This window comes from Cupriavidus gilardii, assembly GCF_013314895.1.
In the GTDB taxonomy this organism is placed as follows: Bacteria; Pseudomonadota; Gammaproteobacteria; order Burkholderiales; family Burkholderiaceae; genus Cupriavidus; species Cupriavidus gilardii_C.
In genome coordinates, this window is the sequence record NZ_JABTYE010000039.1 from 1 (window position 1) to 22,170 (window position 22,170).

A 22,170-nucleotide genomic window follows, 5' to 3' on the forward strand; every position below is an offset into this window, starting at 1 on the left:
GTAGGTCATCGCCAGGCTCTCCTTTGAAAACGCCCCAGATCTCACAAGGTCTGGGGCGTTTTGCTTTGCGGCGGCGGCAGCGATAGCTGCAACAGCAACAGCTGCGGCAACAGCAACAGCAACAGCAGGCGCTTTCCTCGTCGCGCCAACTGCCTCACAATGCCGGCTTCGCCACCGCGCGCTTCTCGCCTCGATTCCAACGTGACCACGCCACCCGACCATTCCTGGTACCTGTACCTGCTCGAATGCGCCGATGGCAGCCTCTATACCGGCATCACCACCGATGTCGTCCGCCGTTTCGCCCAGCACCAGGCTGGCACCGGCGCTCGCTACACCCGTTCGCGCAAGCCGATTGCGATCGCGGCTCAGTTGCGCTGTGCCGATCGGGCGGAGGCCTCCCGACTGGAGGCGCTGGTCAAGCGCCTGCATGTCGCACGCAAGCGGCAGTTTTGCGCGATGCTGCCACAGGCCGAGATACCGGCATTGCTCGCGTGGCTGCGCGACGGTGGTCGCCCGACCGATGTCGCGGCGACGCCAGCGAAATCCTGAATCGCCGCGGTATCGAATTCCAGCCATTCCCTTCCTTAAGGCTCGTTTAAGTCTGGCCCCCTAGCATGTCCTCGTCGCGCCCACCGTGGGCGCCGAACCAACGAGGAGAACCAGATGATTCGCCGAACTGTTGCTCGTACGGCCGTTGCCATTGCTGCCCTGGGCGTATTGGGAGGCGGCTACCACTATCTCCAGAAGGAGGCGGTGGCGTCGAGCTATGCCGCGCCGACCCCGGTGACCGCGCAGGTGACGGCCGCTCCCGGCCGCGCGATGGCTACGCCGACGGACTTCTCCGGCATCGTCGAGCGCTACGGTCCCGCGGTCGTCAATATCAGCGTGACCGCGCGGGCTCAGCGCACTGCGGTACAGATGCCGCCGGGCATGGATCCCGACGATCCGATGTTCCAGTTCTTCAAGCGCTTCGGCATTCCGTTCCCGTATGGTCCTCAGCCAGACCAGCCGCAACTCGCGCGTGGCCTGGGCTCGGGCTTTATCGTCAGCCCGGACGGCATGATCCTGACCAACGCGCACGTCGTCGACGGTGCGCAGGAGGTGGTCGTCAAGCTGACCGACCGGCGCGAGTTCAAGGCAAAGGTGCTCGGCGTCGACAAGCAGACCGACATCGCGGTGATCAAGATCGACGCCAAGGATCTGCCGACCGTGCAGCTCGGCGACCCGTCGCAGGTTCGCGTCGGCGAGCCGGTGGTGGCGATCGGCTCGCCGTACGGTTTCGAGAACACCGTGACCGCCGGCATCGTCAGCGCCAAGTCGCGCGCGCTGCCGGACGATACCTATGTGCCGTTCATTCAGACCGACGTCGCGGTGAACCCCGGCAACTCCGGCGGCCCGCTGTTCAATCAGCGCGGCGAGGTGATCGGCATCAACTCGCAGATCTACAGCCGGACCGGCGGTTATCAAGGTCTGTCGTTCGCGATCCCGATCGACGTGGCCACCAAGGTTCAACAGCAACTGGTCGCGCACGGCAAGGTCACGCGCGGCCGTCTGGGCATCGGCGTGCAGGAGGTCAACCAGGCGCTGGCGCAATCGTTCGGCTTACCCAAGCCCGCGGGTGCGCTGGTCAATACGGTCGAGCCGGACGGTCCCGCGGCGAAGGCAGGCCTGAAGCCCGGCGACGTGATCGTGCAGATCGGCGACGACACGGTCGATCGTTCCACCGACCTGCCCGAGCACGTGGCCGATCTGAAGCCGGGCACCGAGACAAAGCTGAAGGTCGTGCGCGAAGGCAAGCCCATCACGCTGACGGTGAAGGTTGGCGCGGCCAACGAGCAAACCGTCGCGCAAAAGAGCGATGGTGCGCAGTCCGGCGGCAAGCTCGGTCTGGCGGTGCGGCCGTTGTCGCCAGCCGAGCAGCGCGAGAGCGGCATCGCCGGCGGCCTCGTGGTCGAGGACGCGTCGGGCCCCGCGGCACGCGTCGGCATTCAACCGGGCGACGTGATCCTTGCCTTCAACGGGACGCCGATCAAGTCCGTCGAGCAGTTGCGCACGATGGTGTCGAAGGCCGGCAAGGAAGTCGCGCTGCTGGTGCAGCGTGACGACACGCAGCTCTTCGTGCCGATCGAACTGGGCTGAGGCATGGCGCGTAAGGCGTCGCGATCGGGCCATCGCCAGGCCCGGACGCGACGCCTTTTTACCTGTTACCTCGACGGGCTTCAACTTGCTCGATCACGTTTACGACGAGGTATACGCCCACGTATACGACCCCGTATACCTGCCGTATACGCGCCAACGTATACGGCAGGTATACGTATACGTACCCACCCGCAAAACGTTGCCCAGCGCGCTTTTCCGGGCTGCATGGCCACACAGGAACGCAATCACGGCGTATCATCTCGACTGCGATGCATGACGAGGCATCGGTGCCATCGTCTTGTGGACTCGAACGAAAAGGAAGTCTATGCAGTTGGATCTCACGCGTGCATCTACGGTGACGGCGACCGACCGGGCGCGGCGCATGCCGCGCGCGACGCCGTCGCCCCGTCGTCGCAAGAAGGTAGAGGTCACCTACTGGGAGCGCGGCTATCGTTCCCACTACTACCGCAACGAGCGCGGCGACAAGCTGGGCGAAGTACATCTGTCCGAGCGCGGCGAAGTGCCCGTGGTCTATCGCTGGGCTGCCGGCAACTATTCGGGTGCCGAAGGTTCGTTGGCGCATGCGCGCATGCGCGTCGAAGAGACCGTGGGTTTCGGCATGCGCCAGCTGCCGTTGTTCTGACGACGGCAACGCTGCCGGGCGACACCCCTCACACCGACCGCAGTCTCTGCTGCGGTCCCTCGCGGCGCGCTCAATCGAGCCGACGCTGCCACAGCATCGCCGCCGCCGCGCACAGCGCCAGCACCGCGATCCAGCGATACAGATCCTCGCAAGCCATCAGCCTGGCCTGTTGATCGACCAGCCGCGCCAGCCATGTCAGCGCGAACTGATGCGCGTGCGCGGCATCGAGCCCGCGCGAGGCCAACGTTCCCTCCATCGTCCGCATCCACTGCTCGGTCTGCTCCGGCCGATTGCCAAGTGCGTCGACGATGCCCTGATGGACGGCGAACTGCCGGTTTTGCAGCAGAATCGCGCCCAGCGCGGACGCAAACGAGCTGGCGATCTGCCGCATCAGGTTCTTGCTGCGATATCCGTGCGCGAAGTCATCGGACGATAGCGGGCGAAACGTCAGCCCCGCGATCGGGATGATGACCATCACGCCGAACAGGCCCTTGCCGACCAGCCCCAGGGCGAGCGCGCCGACGTCGGCATCCGGCGGCAACCGTGAAAACCACCAGGCCGCGCCGGCCATCACCACCAGGCCCGCGGCCATCAACGGCTTCTTGCGCGACAGCCGCGAAGCGCTCTTCAGATAGATCGCGATACCGGCGAGGCTGACGGCCGCCGACACGGTGTTGAGCCAGCCGGTGGTCTGCAGCGGCAGTCCCAGCCCCTGTTCGGCGTAGATCGGAAACAGGTAGCCGCTCAGGTTGTTGATCAGGTAGTAGACGAAATACATCGCCAGCCCGGTCAGATACACCGGATGGCGCAGATTGCGCAGCGCCAGCAGTGGCTTGCCGTGATGCCACTGGTGCCACAGGAACAGCGCCAGCAGCGCGGCACCGCTCGCGCCAAGGGCGGCGAGACGCGTCGGGTGCGACAGCACGTCGAAGCGCGCCTCGCTGAACGCGGCTTGCAGCACGATGATGGCGATGCCGAACTGCAGCAGCGGTCCGATCGCCGGCGCTTCTGCAGCGGTCGAGGCCTCGGCATCCGGCAACAGCCACCATGCCGCGAAGGCGGCCAGCGCGGCGAACGGCACCACGCCGTAGAACACGTCCTGCCAGACGCCATGCTCGATCAGCGCGGCGGCAAAAGCCGGGGCCAACGCCGAAGCGCCGAAGATCCCCATCATGAAGATGCGCAACGCGCGCGGCCGGTCGGCCGGCGAGAACATCAGATTGACGAGGATGCGGCAGCTCGTAAACAGTGCGCCGCCACCGAGCCCTTGCAGCAGCCGCGCGGCCGCCAGTTGCGTCGCCGAATGGCTGCCTGCGGCGGCCAGCGCGCCGACAATGAACAGCAGCAGCGCGCCGGTCAGATAGCGCCGATAGCCAAAGCGATGCGCCAGCCAGGGCTGCTTCAGGATGGTCAGCATGCTGCCGACCGCGTAGGCCGCCTGCACCAGTGCGAAGCTGCGGGGATCGCCGTCGATGCCGCCTACGATATGGCTGGCGGCAAAGACGAACATGATGTTCTCGAGGAATTCGACCGCAGTAGCCAGCGCGAGCAACAGCATCAACAGCGTCTGGCGCTGCCGATGGCCGAGCAGCCGCAGCCGTCCTGCGCCGCGGCGCAATCGCACCAACCGGCGCGATACGACGTGCAGGCTCATGATTCCAGCGTGTCCAGATGCTGGTGCAGCTTCGCAAGAGCGCGCGTCGCGCCTGCCAGTCCGGTTTCGCCCAGCGGACCCCAGGCCTCGCCATACGCGGCGTGCACAACCGGCGCGGCGCGCTCGACCAGGGTACGCCCCGCCGCGGTCAGCCGCAGCTCCAGGCTGCGCCGATCCTGGGTCGACGCGCGCCGGCGCAGCAGGCCGCGCGCTTCGAGTCCGTCGAGCAGTCGCGTCATCTGCGTTCGCGTGGCGTCGAGCGTCGTGCTCAATTCGGACGGCATGCTCGGCTGGCCTTCGTCGGCGGCCAGCATGCTCAGGCACAGGTACTGCGACATGTCGAGATCGAAGGGTGCCAGCGCGCGATCGATATGCGCGCGCAGTAGCCGCGCCGTGCGCATCAACAGCCGGGACGCCAGGATCAGGTCGCGCGGCGCCTCGGGATGGGCGGCGCAGAAGCGGTCGATGCGGTCTTCAAAGGACATGGCCCAGACGCTCCAAATAGTTACAAATGTAATTATATCGAACGATACCAGTGCGCGCGAAAGCGTGCTGCCTGCGGCCATGCGAGACGGCACACGCCGTACGCAAGGGCTGCGCGCACGCGGCGCGCCCGCTTCTGGCATCATCCGGTTTGTTGGCGCGCGAAACCGTTCCCGTCGCGCCGTGCCCAACCCGCGGCGAAGCCCTGGCCTCGCCGCCTTGCCAGTTCCGCTGTCGCCATGACGACCCCTGCCGCTCCCAACCCTCCCGACGCCGCGTCCGACGCGCAGAACGATGCGCTGAACGACGCGCTCAACGACACTGCCGCGCCGCCCGCGACGTCTCCCTTCGACGCACAAGAACTCGAGGCGCTGGCCGCGGCTTTTCACCGCGACGGCTTCGTGGTGTTGCGCGGCCTGGCCGAGCCGGCCTTGTGCGATGCGATGGAGCGGGTGGCGCGCGTGCAGCTCGCGGCCGCGGTGGAGCCGGTCGAATACGAGGCCGAACTCGGCTATCCGGGCGCACCCCCGAGCCGGGACGCGGCCGGCGGGGCGACGGTGCGGCGGCTGCGACAGGCCTACGATCGCGACCCGGTGTTTCAGCAATGGGCGACCGATCCACGCGTGGCCACGCTGGTCACGGCGCTGCTCGGCGAGCCGGCGCAGTTGACGCTGGCCCACCACAACTGCGTGATGACCAAGCATCCGGCCTATGGCAGCCAGACCGGCTGGCATCGCGATACGCGCTACTGGTCGTTCGCCAGTCCGGAACTGGTGACGGTGTGGCTGGCATTGGGCAACGAGGACGAGCGCAATGGCGCGCTGCGCGTGATACCCGGTTCGCATCGGGTCGCGCTGGAACCGGGGCAGCTCGATGCCGCGGAATTCCTGGTCGACAGCCATCCGGCCAGTGCGGCGCTGCTGGCGGGCGCGACGCCGCTGTCGTTGCAGCGCGGCGACGTGCTGTTCTTCGACAGCCGGCTGTTCCACAGCGCGGGGCAGAACCTGTCCGACGCGGTCAAGCTGTCGGTCGCCTTCGCCTATCTGGGCCTGAGCAACAAGCCGGTGCCCGGCACGCGTTCGGCACAGCACGGCATGGTGCAATTGCCGGGGCCGATGGCCAGTTGAAGCACGGAAAAAAGCGAACCGGCGAGGGCCAGGACGCAGGGCCAGACGACCCCCCGCCCGTCAGGTTCGCAGACTGACGAGGTTCGTGATCTTCTCGGACGCTTCGAGCAGCGGCGGCAGGAAACGGCGCACCATCTCCTCGGCGCTGGTGCGGTTGGCCTGGCCGCTGATGTTCATCGCCGCGATGACCTGGCCGGCGCGATTGCGGATCGGCGCCGACAGTGACACCAGCCCTTCCTCCAGCTCCTGATCGTTCTGCGCCCAGCCCTGTTGGCGGATGCGCGCGATGATCGCCTTCAGCTCGTCGATATCGGTGACCGTGCGCTGCGTGCGCTTGCGCAGATCGCTGGCGCGCAGCACGCGATCGAGTTCCTCGTCCGACAGTCCCGCCAGCAACACGCGGCCCATCGACGAGCAATAGGCGGGCAACCGGCTGCCGATCGACAGATTGATCGTCATGATCTTGCGTGCGGGAACGCGCAGCACATAGACGATCTCGGTCCCGTCCAGCACCGACACCGAGCAGCTTTCGTGGACCTGCTGCGACAGCGCCTCCATGATCGGCTCGGCCAGGTTCCAGAACGGCATCGAGGTCAGATAGGCGAAGCCGAGGTCGAGGATCTTCGGCGTCAGCCGGAACAGCCGGCCGTCGGCCTCGACGTAGCCCAACCCCACCAGCGTCAGCAGAATGCGCCGCGCACCGGCGCGCGTCAGGCCGCTGGCCTGGGCGATCTCGGTCAAGGTCTGGGCGGGACGCTGGGCGTTGAAGGCCCGAATCACCGACAGCCCGCGGGCGAAGGACTGGACGTAGCTGTCGCTGGGCTTCTCGGCGGCGGTGCTTGCGGTGCCGGCAGCTTCGGCGGCGGACGGCTTGGAATCCTGGGAATCGTTCTGGGCGTGGCTGGCCATCGAGGTATACGGCTGGATGCCGAATGCGCACGGAAAGGCCGAAAGAGTAGTGGAAAAGGCCGCAGACCGCCAGAGGGGCAAGCCGCCATCAAGCCGCCATGCCCGGTTGTGTCGCAAAGCCCGGCCAGCATCGCCTCGCAAGGAGCCCGCAGCTCCCGGCATGAAACCTCAGCGGAAGCTCTTCTGCACCAGCACGAAACCCGCGATCAGCACGCAGACCAGCGCGAAGCCATGCAGCAGATCGATGCCGGCCAGCAAGGTGGCCTGGCGATCCACCTCCTGCGACAGCCGCGCCAGATCGAAGGCCGACAGCCCGCCGCCCTGTTGCAGGGCCGGCTCGAAACGCGTCACGTGCTCGACCAGATGCGTGCGGTGCGTGGCCGCGCCTTCCTGCATCCACATGCTGGCCAGCCCGGTGCCGGTCGCCGAGGCGATCTGCTTGCAGACGTTCTTGAACTGGTAGGCGTGGGCGAAGTCCTCGACCGGCAGATCGAGGTAGGTCATCGAGGCCACCTGGATCATCAGCAGCACCGGTGTCAGGCCCTCGAGCAGCACCACCGGCACGAGGGCGTAGTCGGGGGCGCCCGGCATCAGCCGTTGCGACAGCAGCATCGCGGCGCAGGCGTAGATCACCAGGCCGGCCGCGATTACCCGCCGCTTGCGGAACACCATCGCCATGCACAGCGTCAGCACCACCGCGCCGATGGCGGACACGGTGCCGCTGACCGACAGCAGCATGCTGGTGGTGCGGAAGGTCAGGCCCAGCCCGCTCTGCGTCAGCGTCGGCAGCAGATAGGCCCAGATCGCCGACAGCAGGTAGTACAGCGTGTAGAAGCCCAGGCCGTACAGATAGCGCCGCCCGAGCAGCCGCGACGGGTCGATCCACGGATCCGGATGCCGGTGCAGCCGCCAGGCGCAGAACAGCAGCAGCGCCAGCCCGGCAGCGGCCATCAGCGGCATGTGCGGCGTGCTGAAGAAGCGCGTATAGCGCATCTCCTGCAGCGTGTGCAGCAGCACCAACGCGCCCGCGGCGGCGCCAAGCGCGGCCGGCCAGTCCAGCGTCGATACCGGCGGATGCGGGTCGCGCGGGCCGCGGCGCGGGTAGGTCAGCGCCACCAGCGCCAGCACCGGCAGCGCGATCACGGCCTGGAACAGGAAGACTGCGCGCCAGCCGATGTCGTCGAGGAAGATGCCGGTCAGCCAGGGCGTCACCGCCAGCAGGCCGAACGAACCGAGGCCAAAGCGCAGCAGCAGCGGGGCGCGTTCGGATGGGGCCGTCAGCAGTTGCACCAGGATGCGCGAGGCCGCGAACAGTCCGCCGGCGCCCAGGCCCTCGACCGTCTTGCCGACGATCAGGCCGGTCGGCGAGCCGGCCTCCGCGCACAGGATCGCGCCCAGCACGAACACCACCAGCGACGCCATCGTGAAGCGCTTGTAGGTGATGCGCCGCGCGATCTGATCGAGCAGCATGTTCATCAGCACGGCGGCCGCGGCATAGGCGCTGACTGCGTACAGGTAGTCGCTGGGCGTCGCATTGACGCCGCCCTGGATGTGCTGGCTCGCCACCGCCATCATCAGCGTCGACGAGAAGTCGAGGCCGGTCACCAGCCCCAGCGTCAGGCCGAATGCCGACAGCCGCAGCGGTCCCAGCTCGGGATGCGAGGCGAGGCGCAGCGAAGGCTGACGCGGTGTCGGGGAGGGATTCGGCGGGACAGTGCCGGCAGGCAAGGGTTGGTGGGGCATGGGCGCCAGCTTAGCGGCGCGCGCGTGCGGGAAAAACCGCCTGGGCTGGAAACTTCGTCCGGCTGCCGGAACAATCGCCGCGGCCAGCGGTGACTGACCGAAACACGACGCCCCAATGAAAAAACCGGCCCGCAGGCCGGTTTTCGCAGGCACGCCGCATGGCGCGCGAGGGCCTCAGGCGCCCTGGCCGAAGCGGTCGCGATTGTCCGACACGTGGTCGGCGCGTGCGCCGTCCGTGTAGGCATCGACGCTGCGGGCGCCATCGGTGTAGGCGTCCACCGTGCGGGCGCCGTCGGTGTACGGGTCGGCCTTGCCGACGTGCATCGAGGCGCCTTCCAGACGCAGCACGTCGCGATCGAGCGTGGTGGCGTGCAGCGCGGTGGCGGACAGGGACAGGCCAGCGGCGCAGAGCAGCGCGAAGGCCAGGCGACGGGGTTGTGCAAGAGTCTTCATGGTTCTTTTTCCTTTGATCAAAGCGGTGTGGCCGGCATCAGCCGATCACACCGCCCGAATCTACGCCCGTCGCTCAGGCGGAAAAAGAGGCCCTGCAGCAACACACTGTTCAAGCAGACAGACAATCGCGGCGAACCCTTGCCGGCGCCCGTCCGCGGGGGCGGTACGCGGGCGCTTCAGAGCAGATGCCGCAGGCCGAACAGATTGACGCTCAGCCCCGCGATCACCATCAGCAGCACCTGCGCGAGAATGAACAGCACCAGCGGAGAGATATCGAAGCCGCCCAGGCGCGGGATCACGCGGCGGATCGGATCGAGCAGCGGATCGGTCAACTGCTGGATCACCGGGGTGATCGGCGAATGCGGATTGACCCAGGACAGGATCGCCATCAGCAGCGTCACCCACATCACCAGGCTGATGCCCCACTTCAGCACGTTGAGCACCGCGATGCCGAGCACCGCGGGCAGCAGGCCGAGCGGGTTGCCGGCGGTCAATCCGATTACCGCCAGCAGGAACACCACGGCGGTCAGCCAGGCGGCGACCACGGTGGCCCAGTCGATGCCGCCGACGCCCGGGATGATCCGCCGCAGCGGCCGCACCAGCCAGTCGGTGACCTGGAACACGGCATGCGAGATCGGATTGCGCGCCGGCAAGCGCGTCAATTGCATCCACAGCCGCAGCAGCAGCGCCATGCCGAATAGCGTGAAAACGGTGTCGAGCAGAAAGATGGCGATTTGCGAGAGCATCGGATTTCCGTGGTCGTGGCGCAGGTGTCTGCGGACGCACAGATTCTGCCATACCCGGGATGCCCCGCGTAGCGCAACCGTGGGCGCGGCCGCAGACTCGTGCCGGTGCGCCGCACTGCGCGTAACTGCCTTGCCACGCACCTATAATGACGCCCGACCCCAGATCGCGGCCGCGCTGCCACGCCGGCCGCTCCATCGCACGCCATGACCCAGCCCCGTTCACCGAGCGCCGCCGAGCTTGCCAAGCAGGACTTCGAGGCGCTGTCCGACTTCCGCTACCAGCTGCGGCGCTTCATGCGTTTCTCCGAGGACGCCGTGCGCGAGGAGGGCCTGACCGTGCAGCAGTATCTGCTGCTGTTGCATATCCGGGGTTTTCCGGGGCGCGACTGGGCCTCGATCGGCGAGCTGGCCGAGCGGCTGCAGGCCAAGCAGCACGGCGTGGTCGCGCTGGTCAATCGCTGCGAGGCGGCCGGTCTGGTCAGGCGCAAGACCAACGCGGCCGACCGCCGCGTGGTGCAGGTCCATCTGCAGCCCAAGGGCGAGCGTTGCCTGAATCGGCTGGCGCTGCTGCATCGGAGCAAACTCGAATCGCTGCGCCATACCTTCCGCATCTCGCGCCTGACCGCCTTCAACGACGACGGCGTGTCGCGCGGGTAGTGGAGCGGGCCATTCCGGCCCGCGAAGTCCGCCGGCTCAGGCCCGCTGCGACAGCGCCTGGGCCAGGAAGGTCAACGTGCGCCCATGCGCCAGCACCGCCGAGGGCTGGTCGTAGGAGGCGCGCGCCCAGCAGTTGAAGCCGTGGTCGGCGCCCGGGTAGACGTGGATATCGGCGCGCGGATTGCCCGCCATCGCGGCACGCACCTGTTCGACCGCCTCGGGCGGAATATTGGCGTCGCGCTCGCCGTAGTGGAACTGGATCGGCACGCGCACCGCGCCGGCCTGCTCGAGGCGGCGCTGGATGCCGCCGCCGTAATAGGGCACCGCCGCATCGACCAGACCGCGTGCCGCGCTCAGATACGCCAGCAGCCCGCCGAAGCAGTAGCCGACCGCGGCGATCCTGCCGTCCGGTCCAAGCTGCGCGCGCAGCGCCTGCGCCGTCAGCGCGATATCGTCCAGAACCACGTCGGGGTCCGTGGTCTTGTACAGCGCCATCGCGCGTTCCTTGTCGGCGCCCGTGTAGCCGAGCTCGATGCGCGCTGCTTCGCGCCAGAAGATGTCCGGCGCCATCACCGCGTACCCGTCCAGTGCGTATTGGTCGGCCACCGCGCGAATATGTTCGTTGACGCCGAAGATTTCCTGGATCAGCACGATGCCCGGCGTGCCGGGGCGCATGCCGCCTGGCGGCAGGCTCAGATAGGCGTCGAAGGCATGGGAGTCGGTGCCGACGCGGATCCAGCGGCGAAGCGTGTCGTTTGCGGGCAGGGTAGCGGCCATCGTTTCCTCCATCGGTAGGGCCGACAGGGTAAGGCAAGCCGGACAAGCTTGCCAAGCGCGCACGGCGGTGCCTCGTGGTGACGGTTGTGCCAGTTGTGCCGGTTGTGCCGGTTGTGCCTGATCGCGCCCGCGCGCTCCGGTACCGCGGCGGACGTTGCCCTGCGCCCGATGTAGGCGGATTCCGACAAGCGCCGGGGCCGGCGGCGGACGGCGCTTCCGTGCCGGGCTTGCCATACTGCTGGCGGAGGTCCGCCGGACATCCTGGTCCCGCTTCGCCTCCTTCCGTTTCCGCAGGGATGTCGATGACCGCTGAAGACGCGCCTGAAGACCGGCAAGCTGCAGCCGGCGTCGCGCAGACGCCGCGCCGCGAGGGCGCGCCGCGTGCCGCCGGGGGCGATCGTGCGCCGGCCGCCGCCGCGGCGAAGCTGCTGCAGCCGGGGCGCAATTGCTGGCGCATCGAACGCGCGTCGCGCTTTGCCATGCTGGTCGATGGCGAAGAGTACTTCCGCGCGCTGCGCTCGGCGCTGATCCAGGCCGAACACACGGTATTCATCCTCGGCTGGGATATCGACAGCCGCTTCGAACTGGTGCCCGGCGGCGCCGACGACGGCTTTCCGCGCGGGCTGCGCGATTTCCTCGACGCCCTGGTGCGGCGCCGCCGCCGGCTGCGCGTCTACGTGCTGAGCTGGGATTTCGCCATGGTGTATGCGATGGAGCGCGAGTGGCTGCCGGCGGTCAAGCTCGACTGGCAGACGCACCGGCGCCTGTCGTTCCGGCTCGACGCCCGGCATCCGGTGGGCGCCTCGCATCATCAGAAGGTCGTGGTGATCGACCATAGCCTGGCCTTCGTCGGCGGACTCGATCTGACCCGCTGCCGCTGGGATACGCCCTCGCATGCGCTGAACGAACCGCGGCGGGTCGATCCCGACGGCAAGCCCTATGGGCCGTTTCACGACGTGCAGGCGGTGGTCGAAGGCGACGTGGCGCGCGCGCTCGGCGAGATGGCGGCCGAGCGCTGGCGACGCGGTACCCGGCGCGAGCCGCGCGCGCCCGATCCGGCTGCCGGTGAAAAGAACAGGCCGCTGTGGCCCGACGGCGTCGCCCCGCTGCTGACCGACGTGCCGGTGGCGATCGCGCGCACCGCGCCCGCCTTCGACGGCGAACCCGGCATCGGCGAAATCCGTGCGCTGCATCTGGACGCGATCGCCGCCGCGCGCCAGACCCTGTATCTCGAAAATCAGTATTTCAGCTCCGGCGTGCTGGCCGACGCGCTGGCGAAGCGGCTGGCCGAGCCCGAGGGTCCGGAAGTGGTGCTGGTCTCGCGCCGCAGCGAGAGCGGCTGGCTCGAGGAGCACAGCATGGGCGTGCTGCGCGCCCGCGCGCATCGCAAGCTGCGCAGCGTGGATGCAGGCCACCGCTATCGGCTCTATTACCCGCATCTGCCAGGCGAGGGCGAACCCGGCCCCGACGGCGAACCGCTGCCCGGCATCAACGTGCACAGCAAGGTCATGGTGGTCGACGACAGCTTGCTGACGATCGGCTCGGCCAATCTGAACAATCGCTCGATGGGTCTCGACACCGAATGCAATCTGGTGATCGAGGCCGCCGGCGATGCGCGCATCGCGGCCGCGATCCGCGCCATGCGCGCGCGGCTGGTGGCCGAGCACCTGGGCTGCGATGCCGACGAACTGGCCGCCGCCCATGCGCGCGGCGAGGCGCTGCACGCGACCATCGCCCGCTGCCATCGACCCGGGGAGCGGACCCTGCAGGCTTTCGACCCGCCGCTGGTGCCGGAGGTCGACGCCGTGGTGCCCGACGAGCGGCTGCTCGATCCGATCGAGCCGATCGATCCCGACGGGCTGGTCGACGAATTCCTGACGCACGAGGCGCGGCCGCGCGTGATCGGCCGCCTGGGCGTGGCGATTCTGCTGCTGGTGGTGCTGGCGGGCCTGGCCTTTGCATGGCGCTATACGCCGCTGCGAGAGTGGGCCGACTTCCGCAACGTGCTCGATGTGGTCGAGCGGATCCGCGACATGCCGATGGCGCCGCTGGCGATGCTCGGCGCCTATGTCGCCGCGGGGCTGGTGATGGTGCCGGTGACCCTGCTGATCGTGGTGACGGTAGTCGTGTTCGGGCCGGTCAAGGGCGCGCTGTGCGCGCTGGGCGGCGTGGTGCTCAGCGCCGCCACCGGCTACGGCATCGGCCGCTTTGTCGGCCGCGATGCGGTACGGCGCTATGGCGGCAAGCGGCTCAATGCCTTGAGCCAGCAGGTCGGCCAGCACGGCTTGCTGGCGATGGTGGTGCTCCGGCTGGTGCCGGTGGCGCCGTTCACACTGGTCAATCTGGTGGTGGGGGCCTCGCGTATCCGCTTTCGCGATTGCCTGCTTGGCACGCTGATCGGCATGACGCCCGGCATCGTGATCTCGGCCTCGCTGGTCGACCGCATCGCCGCGGTGGCACGCAATCCGAACCCGCTGACGGTGGCGTTGCTGCTGCTGGTGCTGCTGATCCCGCTCAGCGTGCTGTGGCTGCTGCGCCGGCGCCGGCGCGCGGACGCCGCGCAGGCGGCGAAGGAAGCCGAGGCGGCACAGGCGGCCGAGGCCGCCCGGGACGCCAGGATCGCGCAGGCCATGCAGCCGGCGGAGACCACGCAGGCGGTGCACCGCGCCGCCATCGGCGAACCTCGCCATGGAGGGCATGCATGAGTCGGATTTATCCTTTGCGCCCCGGCGACATTGTCGAGCCGTTCCCCGAGAGTCCGGAGAGTTCGCAGAGTCCGGAGAGTCCGGAGAGTCCTGGAAAGGCACCGGGACCCGCCGCGCCCGCCCAGTTCGTGGTGGCCAGCTACAACATCCATGGCGGCATCGGCGTGGACGGACGTTTTCTGCCGAAGCGCATCGCCGGCGTGCTGACGGAATTGCAGGCGGACATCGTCGCGCTGCAGGAAGTCGAATCGCGCAGCACCGGCTTCGACATGCTGGCCTATCTGCGCGACGAGACCGGCTATCACGCGATTCCCGGCCCCACGCTGATCCGGCACGACGGCGAATATGGCAACGCGCTGCTGACGCGCTTTCCGCCCAGCCGGGTCCGGCAGATCGACCTGAGCGTCGGCCGCCATGAACCGCGCGGCGCGATCGACGCGACGCTAAGCTGTCCCGACGGCGTGCATGCGTCGCCGCTGCGGGTCATTGCAACCCATCTGGGGCTATGGCCGGGCGAGCGCCGCATGCAGGTGCGCCGGCTGCTGACCTCGCTGGCCGAACAGCCTGGCGTGCCCACCGTGCTGCTGGGCGACGTCAACGAATGGTTCCTGTGGGGGCGGCCGCTGCGATGGCTGCACGCGTATTTCGACGGGGCGCCGCATGTGCCGACCTTCCCGTCGCGGATGCCGGTGCTGGCGCTGGACCGGCTGTGGTGCTGTCCGCGCTCGGTGCTCGCTTCGGTGACGAGCCATCGCAGCCCGCTGGCGCGGATCGCCTCGGACCATCTGCCGCTGCTCGCGCGGCTGCACGCCCGCTCGGCCACGCCGGCATCGACGCGACCCCCGGCAGTGGCGGCCGAGGAAGCCGATCTGGCCAGGCAGGCCGATCAGCCCTCGCGATGATCGGCCGTCCCGAGGTTCAGCCGTCGCGATAGGCGTCCAGGCGGTTGTACAGCGTCTTCAGGCTGATGCCGAGCGCCTGCGCGGCGCGCCGCTTGTCGCCGTCGAAGCGCGCCAGCGTGGCCAGGATCAGGCCCCGCTGCGCATCGGCCAGCGTGGTGCCGATGCGCACGTTCAGCACGCCGTCGGCGGCGGTGGGCAGCGGCGGCTGCGAGGCGATATTCGGGTTCGGCAGTTCGATGACGCGGTCGGCCAGGATGAACGCGCGATAGACCGTATTGCGCAGCTCGCGCACGTTGCCGGGCCAGCCGTACTGGCACAGGCGCTCCAGCGCGCTGGCCGAGAACACCTTGTCGGTGCCTTCGGCCGCGTTCAGCTCGGCCAGGAAGTGCCTGGCCAGCGGAACGATGTCCTCCCGGCGCTCGCGCAGCGGCGGGATATGCAGCGGCACCACGGCGAGCCGGTACAGCAGGTCTTCGCGCAGCACGCCGCTGCGCACGGCCTCCAGCGGGTCGCGATTGGTCGCCGAGACGATGCGCACGTCGCAGACCACCTGCGCGTCGCCGCCGACGCGATGGAAGGTGCGCGTCTCCAGTACCCGCAGCAGCTTGATCTGCATGTCGGGCGCCATTTCGGTGACTTCGTCCAGGAACAGCGTGCCGCCATGCGCCTGCTCGAAATAGCCTGCTTTCTGCTGCATCGCGCCGGTGAACCCGCCCTTCTCGTGGCCGAACAGCTCCGATTCGATCAGGGTCGGCGCAATCGCGCCGCAGTTGACGGCGACGAAGGGTTTGCCGCGCCGGTTGCTGCGCTCATGTATCGCGCGGGCCACCAGTTCCTTGCCGGTGCCGCTTTCGCCGACGGCCAGCATCGGGACGTCCGTGGCGGCGACGCGGGGAATCTGTTCGAGCAGCCGGCGCATCGCCGGCGAGGTGCTGCGCCATAGCAGCGCAAAGTCGTCGCGCGCCGGCCCATGGCCGCCGTCCTCGCGTGGGTGGTCCCGCGCGGGTTCCCGATGGCGGGAGCGCGTCGTGTCCGGCAGATCGTTCGAGGTGCTGGTCGACATGTAGCGAAAAGGCGGAGCGGAAATAGCGACAGGCGGTCGGCGGACGGTGGAGGCGGGCGGCAGGGCACGCGGGCACAAGGCCAGGCGGGCACAAGGCAAAAGCACGACGCAAAAGCACGGCGCACAGGCACAGCACACCAGCACACGCACGCAATCCACGGCTTCGCGAGATCCGCATTGCGGTTCGCGTAACGCAATGCTAGCTTGCGATCGATCTGGCCACCATTGCTGTTTGTCCGACAAGCAGGGTGGGGGCAGCCGGCGGCCGATGTCAGACTAACACCGGTATGGCGGCGCTTGCGGCTTGCATAGAATGACGTCTATTCAGGGCAGTAACGCCCGCCGCGGCGCCAACCGCCACGGCGCCTAGTCTCAATTCCACCATTCCGGTCAAGGGTTTCAGCGGCCGGCATCAGTCAAGCCTATGCCTCACATCCTGATCGTCGACGACGACGAGAACACCTGTGCAGCGCTTGCCGAGATCGCCGCGGCGGAAGGGTTCACCGCGGCCACCGCGGGCGACCTGCGCGAAGCGTGCCTGCAGATCGGCTGGCAGATGCCCGATGCGGTGCTGGCGGATCTGAAGCTGCCCGACGGCGACGGCAAGGACCTGTTCAACGAAGTCGGCTCCGCCGGGGTCGACATCATCCTGATGACCGGCTACGCCAGCGTCGAGAGTGCGGTAGAGGCGCTGCGCCTGGGCGCGACCGACTATCTGGTCAAGCCGATCAATGTCGCGCGCCTGCAGACGGTGCTCAAGCGCATCGCCACCACCGGCGACCTGAAGGCCGAGGTGCGTTCGCTGCGCGGCGAACTGCGGCGTTACGGGCGCTTCGGCCGGCTGCTCGGCAGCTCTGAGGCGATGCAGGCGGTCTATGACCAGATCAGCAAGGTCGCGCCGACCGAGGCTACCGTGCTGCTGGTCGGCGAGAGCGGCACCGGCAAGGAGCTTGCGGCGCAGACCGTGCACGAGCTGTCGCCGCGCCGGCGTCAGCCCTTCCTCGCCGTCAACTGCGGCGCGATCTCGCCGAACCTGATCGAATCCGAGATGTTTGGCCACGAACGCGGCAGCTTCACTGGCGCCGAGCGTCAGCACAAGGGCTATTTCGAGCGCGCGGCCGGCGGCACGCTGTTCCTGGACGAGATCACCGAGATGCCGATCGAGCTGCAGGTCAAGCTGCTGCGCGTGCTCGAGGCCGGCACCTTCATGCGCGTGGGGACCAACCGCGAGTTGCGCGCCGACGTGCGCGTGGTGGCGGCGACCAACCGCAATCCGGAGGAGGCGGTCGCCGAAGGCAAGCTGCGCGCGGACCTGTATCACCGCCTCAACGTGTTTCCGATCGAACTGCCGCCGCTGCGCACCCGCGGCGACGATGTGGTGCAGCTGGCGGGGGCCTTCCTCGATCAACTCAACGCCGAGCACGGCACGCAGCGCCGCTTCGGCCCGGAGGTACTGGCCAATCTGCGGCTGCATTCGTGGCCGGGCAATGTGCGCGAGCTGCGCAACTTCGTGCAGCGCGCCTTCATCATGGCGGAGGACGACGTCATCGCCGAATCGCCGGTGCCGCTGCAGGCGGCCGCCTCGCAGGTGCCCGCCACCGCGATCGTCACGGTGCCGGTCGGCATGTCGCTGGCCGATGCCGACCGCGAATTGATTTTCGCCACGCTGGAGCAGTGCGCCGGCGTCAAGAAGCATGCGGCGGAAATTCTTGGCATCAGTTTGAAGACGCTTTACAACCGCCTCGAGGAATACGCCGCGGGAGGCAAGCTTCCGGAGTCGTTCAAGACATCGGCCAACGGTACGAACAGCGGTGCGCACGAGCGGCCCCCGGCCACCGGCTGAAGCCCCGCGCGCCACGCAAGCCACGCAAGAACATCCTGCCGCCCGTGCGTCCCACGAATACCGCCCATCCGGCCAATTCCGCCAATACCGCGAACACCGCGGCCAATTCCGCCGCCGAAGCGCCCGGCCTGGCCCGAGCTATGCTTCGGCTCGGAAATCCGGCCCCGCCGCATCGGCGCGGCGACCCCAAAATGACCCCCTCACTCATGTCCAAGCGACCTTTCCCCTCCAGCCGCGCCGATGCGGAAAACGGTGGCCAATCCGGCGGGGCGGGCACCGAGCACTGGGTGCCGGCGACTGTCGACGCGACGTCCGAAGTCACGACGCTGATCGACCAGGTATCGCACGATCTGCGCTCGGCGCTGAACGGCATCCAGAGCTGGGCGTACGTGCTGGACCATTCGCTGGACGCACCCACCGCGCCGGTGCAACGGGCGCTGACCGGTCTGCGCACGGCGATGCAGCAGCAGGTCACGCTGATCCAGCATCTGGAGGAGGCGGTGCGGCTGCTGGCCGACGAAAGCGAAGCGGAATGGGAAGCGGTGGATCTGGCCGCCGCCATGGCGCAGGCAATGGAGTCGGCCAGGCCGGTCGCGGAGGCGCGGCGGGTGACGCTGGCCGATGTGCTGGTCCATCGGGATCAGGGCGAGGGCGGCCGTGGCGATGTTCTCGTGCAGGCGGATCCGCGCCGGCTGGAGCCGCTGCTGCGCCATCTGGTACTGCACTGCCTGAAGCAGGCGCGCAACGGCGACACCATCGATGCGCATCTGGAGCCGACCGCCAACCATGTGAAGCTGCGGCTGACCGAAAGCCGCGCCACCTCCGACCGTGTCAAGGAACGCCTGTCGGTGCTGTCCGAGTTCTTCCGGCGCGATATCGGCACGGCAGCCGCCGCGCCGGCGCGGCAAAGTTCCGCGCTGCTGCTGGCGCGGCGCATGGCGGAATTGCATGGTGCGTCGCTTGGCGCCGAGCCGTCGAAGCAGTGCGAGCAGGACGGCGAAACTGCCTGCATCGCGGTGACGTTCCCCCGCGTGCCGCCTGGCGCGGCGATCGATCCAGCGGTCAATTCGGCGGCGTACTCGACCCCGTCCCCCGGCCCATCCGACGAGAACGCCGGCCACTAGCCGACTTTTTCCGCCTCCGTTTTTCCCCACTTTCATCCCGGTCGCCGCGCCGCTCGCGCGGCAAGTACTTTTTACGAGCGATGCACTTTGTGCAACGCCGAGTGCTGCTGCTTGCGCCGCCTGGGCGCCGGTCCCGGGCGGTTCGCTTCTGGCCCGTCGCTTGCATCTGTTTCGCTATTCCAATCGAGCAGGAGCCGATGATGCAGAAGGCCAAGACCGCGCCCCCATCCGCCCATGGATCCGCCGCCAAGTCTGCTTCCGCCAGCGCGGCGAAGCCGAGCAAGCAGAAGGCCGCCGAACAGGACGCGGAAAAGCAGAGCAGCGCGTGCACGTACCAGCAGGCGGTCGACGAATCGGTGGAGATGACCTTCCCGGCCAGCGATCCGATTTCGCCGAGCGCCGCGATGCATGCCGAGAAGGAGACCAGCACCGAACGGGACGACACCGACTGGGAAATCGAACCGGGCAGCGCGCATCAGCCCGCGGGCGCACGTCCTGCGGCCGAGCGCAAGGGCACCGCAGCCAGGGAAAGCCACAAGGACTCAGGCAACAAGGACTCAGGCGACAAGGCCGCGAGCGGCAAGACCGCGGGGACGAAGACCGGGTCCACGTCCAAGGCCAGGTCCTGACCGCAGCCCACCGCCCGAACGCCAGGCCGAATCCGATTGCCGATCCATCGCTCGCCAAGCGCGTGTCTGCCAACCGATTCGAAGGAGCCAGCATGTCCCTGATCATCGCCGGACGCTTTGATACGTTTGCCCAGGCCGAGGCGGCGGCGGGCCAGTTGTTTGCCCGCGGCTTCGCCGAGGACGACGTGACCCTGTTCTTCGTCAATCCGCCGGGCCAGCATGGACGCTTCCCGCTCGGCGGCGACGTGGCGGTCGATGCGGGCACCCGCAAGGCCGGTGCCGGCGCCGGCCGCGGCATCGTGCTGGGCGCCATCGCCGGTGCCGTGATCGGCGCGGTGGCGCTGGCGCTGATGCAGGCTTCCGTGCTCGTCCTGGCGCTGGCCACGGGCCTGGGCGCCTATCTGGGTTCGCTGGTCGGCGCGCTGTCGATGACCCGCGATCCCGACCGAGTATCGAACGCGCCCGATCCAAGCCGCGAGGTCAAGACCGAGCGCGATGCCGGGGTGCTGCTGGCCGTGCATGTCGGTCCCGATACGCGCGAGACGGCCGCCGAAGTGTTGCGCCAGGCCGGCGCCAAGGACGTCGAACGCGCGTACGGACGCTGGAGCGAAGGACGCTGGGTCGATTTCGACCCGCTCGCGCCCCCGGTGCCCGCCAGCCGTCCGTGACGCGCGCCGCGGCGGCATGACGACGGGGCGCGCGGCCGTGAAGCCATCAGGGGGCGCGAGGGCGCCATTGTGTCAACCGAAAACCGAAGCAGGAGTCGCCAATGAACCCACTCGACAGAGACCCGCGCGATCCGCGAGACCTCAGAGATCCCCGCGATCCCCGCGATCCCCGTGACCTTCGCGACCCGGCCGCGGCACGCGCGCCTGCCGGCGCGACCATCGTCGGCGACGTCGACAGCAATGCGAGCGGGCCCGGCCCCTTCGTGATGGCGGCCGATACGCTGGAGGGCAACAGCGTGATCGGCCCGGCCGGTGAGGATCTCGGCACCATCGACCACATCATGCTGGACGTACAGGGCGGCCGTGTCGCCTATGCGGTGTTGTCGTTTGGCGGCTTCCTTGGCATCGGCGAGAAGCTGTTCGCGGTGCCGTGGTCGGCGCTGACGCTCGACACGCGGCGCAAGTGTTTCGTGCTTGGGATCGACAAGGAAAAGCTGAAGGCCGCGCCGGGCTTCGACAAGGACCACTGGCCGGCGATGGCGGACCCGCAATGGGCCACCAGCATTCACCAGTACTACGGGACCTCGCCGTATTGGAAGGAGGACTCGTACGATCCGTGGGCTTGATGCCGGCCGTCTCTGCCGGCAAGGTCCGGACCGCCTGTGTCGTTCCCGCGAAAGCGGGAATCCAGTGACCTTGAAAAGCCGCCGGATCCCCGCATCCGCGGGGACGCCATGATGTGCTAGGCGCGCTTGCGCTGCGGGGCGCTGCGCGAGCCGCTGTCGGCGCTGGCTCGCTTCGCCGTGCTCTTCTTCGCTGAAGCCGAAGCCTTGCCGGACTTTGCCGTGCTCTTGCGGCTGCCCGCCGGCTTCGCTTCCTTGCTGTCCTTGCCGGAGGCACGGGCGGCCGATTTGCGCGCGGTCTTGCGGGCGCCCGTGGCGCGCGCTTTCTTCTGCGCCGCGCGCGTTTCCTTGTCGTCTTCCTGCTGCTCGTCCGACTCCTCGCCCTGCGCTTCGTCCCCCGCATCGGCGCTCGCTTCGGCCCGCGCACCGCCGCGCCCGCCGCGGCGTTTGATGCTTTCCTTGAGCAGCGCCATCATGTCGATCACCTCGGCCGACTTGCGCGGTTCGTCGGCGCCCGGCTCGGCCGGGGTCAGCAGATGCGTCTTGCCTTCGGCGATCTTTCCCTCGATGCGCTCCATCAGGTCGTCGCGATAGGTATCGCGGTAGGCCTCGGGGTTCCAGTCCTCCTGCATGTCCTCGACCAGCCGCATCGCCATCTCGATTTCGCGCGGGCTGACGCCTTGCTGCTTGCTGCCGCTCTTGGGCAGATTCAGCTCGTCCATCGGCAGTACTTCCTCGGCCCAGCGCATGGTGTTCAGCACCAGCGCATCGCCCAGCACCAGCACCGCCGCCAGATGCTGGCGGTTGTGGATCACGACCAGGGCCAGCGCCGCGCGGCCGGTGCGGCGCAGGGTCTCGCGCAGCAGCGCATAGCCCTTCTCGCCGCGCCGGTCAGGTTCGAGATAGTAGGGCGTCTCGAAGTAGTACGGCGGGATCTGGTCGGCCTGCACGAAGCTGACGATATCGACGGTCTGCGTCGCCTCGACATTGGCCTGGCGGAAGTCCTCCGGCGACAGCAGCACGTATTCGCCCTTCTCGTACTGGTAGCCCTTGACGATATGGTCCTTGTCGACCGGCTTGCCGGTCTTCTTGTTGATGCGCTGATAGCCGACCGGCGCCATGTCGCGCTCGTCGAGCCAGTCGAAGTCGAGCGCGTTGTCGCGTGCGGCCGCCTTCAGCACGACCGGTATGTTGACGAGGCCGAAGGAAATGGCGCCTTTCCAGATGATGCGTGGCACAGAGGAACTCCGTCCGGGACCTTGACTGCGGGAGGGGCGTGAGG

At 68.2% G+C, this 22,170-nt stretch carries 21 protein-coding genes; 12 read left to right on the top strand and 9 right to left on the bottom strand.

What is annotated here, in order from left to right:
* The first annotated feature begins 201 nt into the window (after positions 1-201).
* From HTY53_RS23690 to HTY53_RS23700, 3 genes are all read left to right on the top strand, one after another.
* Positions 202-549 carry a GIY-YIG nuclease family protein gene (locus tag HTY53_RS23690; protein WP_238512901.1) on the top strand — a complete coding sequence of 116 codons (348 nt, stop codon included), beginning with the start codon at positions 202-204 and terminating at the stop codon, positions 547-549.
* A 114-nt stretch (positions 550-663) separates the two neighbouring features.
* On the top strand, positions 664-2,139 hold the full coding sequence (locus HTY53_RS23695) for a DegQ family serine endoprotease (protein ID WP_174109042.1): 1,476 nt from the start codon (positions 664-666) through the stop codon (positions 2,137-2,139).
* Between the two features lie 325 nt (positions 2,140-2,464).
* The gene (locus HTY53_RS23700; RefSeq protein WP_006577865.1) at positions 2,465-2,782 is read left to right on the top strand and encodes a hypothetical protein; all 318 of its coding nucleotides are present in this window, start codon (positions 2,465-2,467) and stop codon (positions 2,780-2,782) included.
* Positions 2,783-2,852: 70 nt separating this feature from the next.
* Here the strand turns inward: HTY53_RS23700 and HTY53_RS23705 are convergent, their stop codons facing one another.
* Positions 2,853-4,436: an MFS transporter gene (locus tag HTY53_RS23705; protein ID WP_174109043.1), complete on the bottom strand. Its 1,584-nt coding sequence runs from the start codon at positions 4,434-4,436 to the stop codon at positions 2,853-2,855.
* Positions 4,433-4,921, bottom strand: a complete 489-nt coding sequence (locus HTY53_RS23710) for a MarR family winged helix-turn-helix transcriptional regulator (protein ID WP_174109057.1) — start codon at positions 4,919-4,921, stop codon at positions 4,433-4,435. The genes HTY53_RS23705 and HTY53_RS23710 overlap by 4 nt, the downstream gene beginning before the upstream one ends.
* 237 nt (positions 4,922-5,158) lie before the next feature.
* Here HTY53_RS23710 and HTY53_RS23715 point away from each other — a divergent pair, with 237 nt between their 5' ends.
* Positions 5,159-6,046: a phytanoyl-CoA dioxygenase family protein gene (locus tag HTY53_RS23715; protein ID WP_174109044.1), complete on the top strand. Its 888-nt coding sequence runs from the start codon at positions 5,159-5,161 to the stop codon at positions 6,044-6,046.
* Between the two features lie 60 nt (positions 6,047-6,106).
* On the opposite strand, the gene HTY53_RS23720 is transcribed toward HTY53_RS23715, so the two are convergent.
* From HTY53_RS23720 to HTY53_RS23735, 4 genes are all read right to left on the bottom strand, one after another.
* Complete coding sequence (locus HTY53_RS23720; protein ID WP_174109045.1) at positions 6,107-6,955, bottom strand: IclR family transcriptional regulator; 849 nt, start codon at positions 6,953-6,955, stop codon at positions 6,107-6,109.
* A gap of 168 nt (positions 6,956-7,123) precedes the next feature.
* Complete coding sequence (locus HTY53_RS23725; protein ID WP_254600094.1) at positions 7,124-8,698, bottom strand: MFS transporter; 1,575 nt, start codon at positions 8,696-8,698, stop codon at positions 7,124-7,126.
* A gap of 174 nt (positions 8,699-8,872) precedes the next feature.
* Positions 8,873-9,151: a hypothetical protein gene (locus HTY53_RS23730; RefSeq protein ID WP_053824434.1), complete on the bottom strand. Its 279-nt coding sequence runs from the start codon at positions 9,149-9,151 to the stop codon at positions 8,873-8,875.
* 176 nt (positions 9,152-9,327) lie between these two features.
* A complete protein-coding gene (locus HTY53_RS23735) occupies positions 9,328-9,897 on the bottom strand; it encodes a YggT family protein (RefSeq protein ID WP_149320178.1) in 570 nt (189 codons plus the stop codon).
* Positions 9,898-10,101: 204 nt separating this feature from the next.
* On the opposite strand from HTY53_RS23735, the gene HTY53_RS23740 reads away from it, so the two are divergent.
* Entirely contained in the window at positions 10,102-10,554 is a 453-nt protein-coding gene (locus tag HTY53_RS23740; protein WP_174109046.1) for a MarR family winged helix-turn-helix transcriptional regulator, read from the top strand.
* Positions 10,555-10,590: 36 nt separating this feature from the next.
* Here HTY53_RS23740 and HTY53_RS23745 read toward each other — a convergent pair whose 3' ends face one another.
* A complete protein-coding gene (locus HTY53_RS23745) occupies positions 10,591-11,331 on the bottom strand; it encodes a dienelactone hydrolase family protein (RefSeq protein ID WP_174109047.1) in 741 nt (246 codons plus the stop codon).
* 302 nt (positions 11,332-11,633) lie between these two features.
* Here HTY53_RS23745 and HTY53_RS23750 point away from each other — a divergent pair, with 302 nt between their 5' ends.
* Both HTY53_RS23750 and HTY53_RS23755 read left to right on the top strand, forming a co-directional pair.
* Positions 11,634-14,036, top strand: a complete 2,403-nt coding sequence (locus HTY53_RS23750; protein ID WP_174109048.1) for a VTT domain-containing protein — start codon at positions 11,634-11,636, stop codon at positions 14,034-14,036.
* The gene (locus tag HTY53_RS23755) at positions 14,033-14,938 is read left to right on the top strand and encodes an endonuclease/exonuclease/phosphatase family protein (protein ID WP_174109049.1); all 906 of its coding nucleotides are present in this window, start codon (positions 14,033-14,035) and stop codon (positions 14,936-14,938) included. The genes HTY53_RS23750 and HTY53_RS23755 overlap by 4 nt, the downstream gene beginning before the upstream one ends.
* A gap of 16 nt (positions 14,939-14,954) precedes the next feature.
* On the opposite strand, the gene HTY53_RS23760 is transcribed toward HTY53_RS23755, so the two are convergent.
* The gene (locus HTY53_RS23760) at positions 14,955-16,001 is read right to left on the bottom strand and encodes a sigma-54-dependent transcriptional regulator (protein ID WP_174109050.1); all 1,047 of its coding nucleotides are present in this window, start codon (positions 15,999-16,001) and stop codon (positions 14,955-14,957) included.
* A 424-nt stretch (positions 16,002-16,425) separates the two neighbouring features.
* Between HTY53_RS23760 and HTY53_RS23765 the strand changes: the two genes are divergently transcribed.
* From HTY53_RS23765 to HTY53_RS23785, 5 genes are all read left to right on the top strand, one after another.
* Positions 16,426-17,844 carry a sigma-54-dependent transcriptional regulator gene (locus HTY53_RS23765; protein WP_174109051.1) on the top strand — a complete coding sequence of 473 codons (1,419 nt, stop codon included), beginning with the start codon at positions 16,426-16,428 and terminating at the stop codon, positions 17,842-17,844.
* Positions 17,845-18,050: 206 nt separating this feature from the next.
* Positions 18,051-18,968 (top strand): sensor histidine kinase, encoded by a 918-nt coding sequence (locus tag HTY53_RS23770; protein WP_174109052.1) that lies wholly within the window; start codon positions 18,051-18,053, stop codon positions 18,966-18,968.
* Between the two features lie 101 nt (positions 18,969-19,069).
* Positions 19,070-19,597 carry a hypothetical protein gene (locus HTY53_RS23775; RefSeq protein ID WP_174109053.1) on the top strand — a complete coding sequence of 176 codons (528 nt, stop codon included), beginning with the start codon at positions 19,070-19,072 and terminating at the stop codon, positions 19,595-19,597.
* Between the two features lie 92 nt (positions 19,598-19,689).
* Positions 19,690-20,265 carry a hypothetical protein gene (locus HTY53_RS23780; protein ID WP_174109054.1) on the top strand — a complete coding sequence of 192 codons (576 nt, stop codon included), beginning with the start codon at positions 19,690-19,692 and terminating at the stop codon, positions 20,263-20,265.
* Positions 20,266-20,366: 101 nt separating this feature from the next.
* Positions 20,367-20,891: a PRC-barrel domain-containing protein gene (locus HTY53_RS23785; protein WP_174109055.1), complete on the top strand. Its 525-nt coding sequence runs from the start codon at positions 20,367-20,369 to the stop codon at positions 20,889-20,891.
* 116 nt (positions 20,892-21,007) lie between these two features.
* On the opposite strand, the gene HTY53_RS23790 is transcribed toward HTY53_RS23785, so the two are convergent.
* Positions 21,008-22,126 (bottom strand): Ku protein, encoded by a 1,119-nt coding sequence (locus HTY53_RS23790; RefSeq protein WP_174109056.1) that lies wholly within the window; start codon positions 22,124-22,126, stop codon positions 21,008-21,010.
* Between the last annotated feature and the right edge of the window lie 44 nt (positions 22,127-22,170).

Bases quoted from the DNA above. Each gene is read 5' to 3' on its own strand.
- HTY53_RS23780 (WP_174109054.1), top strand. From the start codon at position 19,690: ATGTCCCTGATCATCGCCGGACGCTTTGATACGTTTGCCCAGGCCGAG.
- HTY53_RS23740 (WP_174109046.1), top strand. From the start codon at position 10,102: ATGACCCAGCCCCGTTCACCGAGCGCCGCCGAGCTTGCCAAGCAGGAC.
- HTY53_RS23755 (WP_174109049.1), top strand. From the start codon at position 14,033: ATGAGTCGGATTTATCCTTTGCGCCCCGGCGACATTGTCGAGCCGTTC.
- HTY53_RS23720 (WP_174109045.1), bottom strand. From the start codon at position 6,955: ATGGCCAGCCACGCCCAGAACGATTCCCAGGATTCCAAGCCGTCCGCC.
- HTY53_RS23785 (WP_174109055.1), top strand. From the start codon at position 20,367: ATGAACCCACTCGACAGAGACCCGCGCGATCCGCGAGACCTCAGAGAT.
- HTY53_RS23770 (WP_174109052.1), top strand. From the start codon at position 18,051: ATGTCCAAGCGACCTTTCCCCTCCAGCCGCGCCGATGCGGAAAACGGT.
- HTY53_RS23750 (WP_174109048.1), top strand. From the start codon at position 11,634: ATGACCGCTGAAGACGCGCCTGAAGACCGGCAAGCTGCAGCCGGCGTC.
- HTY53_RS23695 (WP_174109042.1), top strand. From the start codon at position 664: ATGATTCGCCGAACTGTTGCTCGTACGGCCGTTGCCATTGCTGCCCTG.
- HTY53_RS23765 (WP_174109051.1), top strand. From the start codon at position 16,426: ATGCCTCACATCCTGATCGTCGACGACGACGAGAACACCTGTGCAGCG.
- HTY53_RS23735 (WP_149320178.1), bottom strand. From the start codon at position 9,897: ATGCTCTCGCAAATCGCCATCTTTCTGCTCGACACCGTTTTCACGCTA.
- HTY53_RS23760 (WP_174109050.1), bottom strand. From the start codon at position 16,001: ATGTCGACCAGCACCTCGAACGATCTGCCGGACACGACGCGCTCCCGC.
- HTY53_RS23700 (WP_006577865.1), top strand. From the start codon at position 2,465: ATGCAGTTGGATCTCACGCGTGCATCTACGGTGACGGCGACCGACCGG.
- HTY53_RS23705 (WP_174109043.1), bottom strand. From the start codon at position 4,436: ATGAGCCTGCACGTCGTATCGCGCCGGTTGGTGCGATTGCGCCGCGGC.
- HTY53_RS23745 (WP_174109047.1), bottom strand. From the start codon at position 11,331: ATGGCCGCTACCCTGCCCGCAAACGACACGCTTCGCCGCTGGATCCGC.
- HTY53_RS23715 (WP_174109044.1), top strand. From the start codon at position 5,159: ATGACGACCCCTGCCGCTCCCAACCCTCCCGACGCCGCGTCCGACGCG.
- HTY53_RS23730 (WP_053824434.1), bottom strand. From the start codon at position 9,151: ATGAAGACTCTTGCACAACCCCGTCGCCTGGCCTTCGCGCTGCTCTGC.
- HTY53_RS23725 (WP_254600094.1), bottom strand. From the start codon at position 8,698: ATGCCCCACCAACCCTTGCCTGCCGGCACTGTCCCGCCGAATCCCTCC.
- HTY53_RS23710 (WP_174109057.1), bottom strand. From the start codon at position 4,921: ATGTCCTTTGAAGACCGCATCGACCGCTTCTGCGCCGCCCATCCCGAG.